Source organism: Pseudoalteromonas sp. DY56-GL79, from assembly GCF_041414765.1.
Classification (GTDB): Bacteria; Pseudomonadota; Gammaproteobacteria; order Enterobacterales; family Alteromonadaceae; genus Pseudoalteromonas; species Pseudoalteromonas piscicida.
The window spans coordinates 1-2,211 of record NZ_JANHZS010000053.1 but is presented as its reverse complement, the minus strand read 5'-3'; the positions used below and the strand labels follow the sequence as shown (position 1 = coordinate 2,211).

The following is a 2,211-nucleotide window of genomic DNA, read 5'->3' as shown; positions in this document are numbered from 1 at the left end:
TGGTGCCCAGCCACTTTACCCTAATCGAACAGATTCCACTCACTGGTAACGGTAAGCTTGACCGCAAAGCACTCCCCACACCGGAGCTTCAAGCTGACAACCTCTATGTGGCACCGCGTAATGACTTAGAGACCCAACTTTGTGAGATTTGGCAACAGGTACTTGGCCTTGAGCAAGTGGGGATTGAAGATAATTTCTTCAGTATTGGGGGGGACTCTATCTCGGCTATCCGGTTGATGAATGCTTGTAATAAAGCACTGGATTTAAACATCCCAATTTCAGCCCTGTTTGAGCATACCCATATTGCCGCAATCGTCGACAACTTAGAGACGTTGAGTGGGGATATCGAAATTAAAGCAGACTCCGGATCACAACAAGAACAAACTAATAGCATGAGGATTTAACCATGTTGTCATTGCTCGCTGAACTGAAAGATCACAATCTCTCAATCTGGTTGCAAGACGGCGGACTAGAGCTGTCATTTGGCGCGCAAGCGCCAGATGCTGCGCTTGTTGCAAAGTTAAAGTCAAACAAAACGCAGCTAATGGATTACCTTGAAGCAAAAGCAATTTTTTCAAAGGATGCGTTTAATACACTGCCAGAATTAAACCGCCATCCGCTTTCGTTTGCGCAAGAGCGTTTATTATTTATCGAACGGTTAGAAAATGGCACCAACGCTTATCATATTCCGTTTTTGGTTAAACTCTCTGAGCACACAGAGCTTACGCGATTAACACAAGCACTGAATATCGTGTTAGATAGGCATGAAGTGCTTCGCAGTGTCTATCGTCAAGACGATCAAGGCCACGACTATCAAGAAGTGTTGAACGCCAGTATTGAAATTGAACCGAGCGCAGTCGCTGACTTAGCAGCGCTTAATACGGCTGTTAAACAAGCGATTAGTACACCATTTGACTTAGCCAATGAGCCTATGTTCAAGGTTTGCTGTTGGACATTAGGCGCTGAACGTTACGTGCTATTCATGTGGCACCATATTGCGTTTGATGGCTGGTCCACCGAAATCTTTATGCGTGAGCTACACCAAGCCTATTTTATGCTAGCTTCAGGCAAAACGCCTGAGCTACCAGCGCTTGAGTTACAGTACCAAGATTACGCAAAATGGCAGCGCGAGTACCTCAGCGGCGATACCTTAACTAAGCTTTTAGACCACTGGACTGATGCACTTGCAGGCGCTGAGCAGCTTGAATTTCATTCGCCACTACCAAGGCCAAATGAATATCAATATCACGGTGCCGACCACCGTATTCATTTTGGTCAGGAACGAAGCGAAGCCCTAAAGGCCATAGCCAAAACGCAACAAACCAGTCTTTATGTAGTACTGCTCAGCAGCTGGGCATTGACATTACAAGCAACCAGCGGTCAGTCAGATTTAGTCATAGGTACACCGTCTGACAACCGTCATCTAAGCCAGACACAAAATCTTATTGGCTTTTTGGTCAATAGCTTAGCCCTGCCAATTCATATTGATAACGCACTCGACTTTAATGCCTTGATCCAACAAGTGCACCAGACCCTAAAAGCGGCAAAGGCGCACCAAGATCTGCCATTTGATAAATTGGTCGACGCCCTAAAATTACAACGAGATCCGTCTCGCCATCCGCTATTTCAAATGATGTTTGCGCTTGAGCAATTTAAAAATAATAGTGATGACAGCAGCCAACAGCTGTTTACGCCAGTGGATGAGTCACAAGTAAAAGCGCTTCATAAAGTGGCTAAGTTCGACATTAGTTTGCTGCTACAAAATGGTGACGAAGAAGTATTTGGTGATATTAACTACGCCACCGCACTATTTCCAAGTGACTGGATCGCAACTCTTGCTGAGCGCTTTATCAATATTATCGATCAAGTGATCGCCAGAACCGCACAGCCACTTGCAAAAGTAGCCCTACAAAATAGAACTGAGACTGACACAATATGTGCTTGGCACAACAACGCCGAGTCATTTGCCACCGACAAAGATCTGGCAAGCTTAGTAGAGCAGCACGCCGCTAACACCCCAGAGCTTACAGCCTTGTTAACCAGCAGCGGTGAAGCGCTGTCTTATGCCGAAATGAACGGTAAGGCCAATGCCCTTGCGAAGCAAATTATTGCTCAGCACCCCAAAGCCCAAGCAGGCCTATTGCCTGCCGATACCCCTATCGCCCTCTACTTTTCTCGCAGTAGTGAGATGCTCGTTGCTATTTTGGCCGT

Annotated in this window: 2 protein-coding genes; both read left to right on the top strand. The window is 46.1% G+C overall.

The genetic code is table 11. The features are described from left to right. Nucleotides 1-404, top strand: a 404-nt coding sequence (locus tag NO992_RS23295; protein ID WP_371380795.1) for a phosphopantetheine-binding protein, incomplete at its 5' end; no start/stop codon positions are given. A 2-nt stretch (nucleotides 405-406) separates the two neighbouring features. Further along, on the top strand, nucleotides 407-2,211 hold a 1,805-nt coding region (locus NO992_RS23290; protein WP_371380792.1), incomplete at its 3' end, for a condensation domain-containing protein.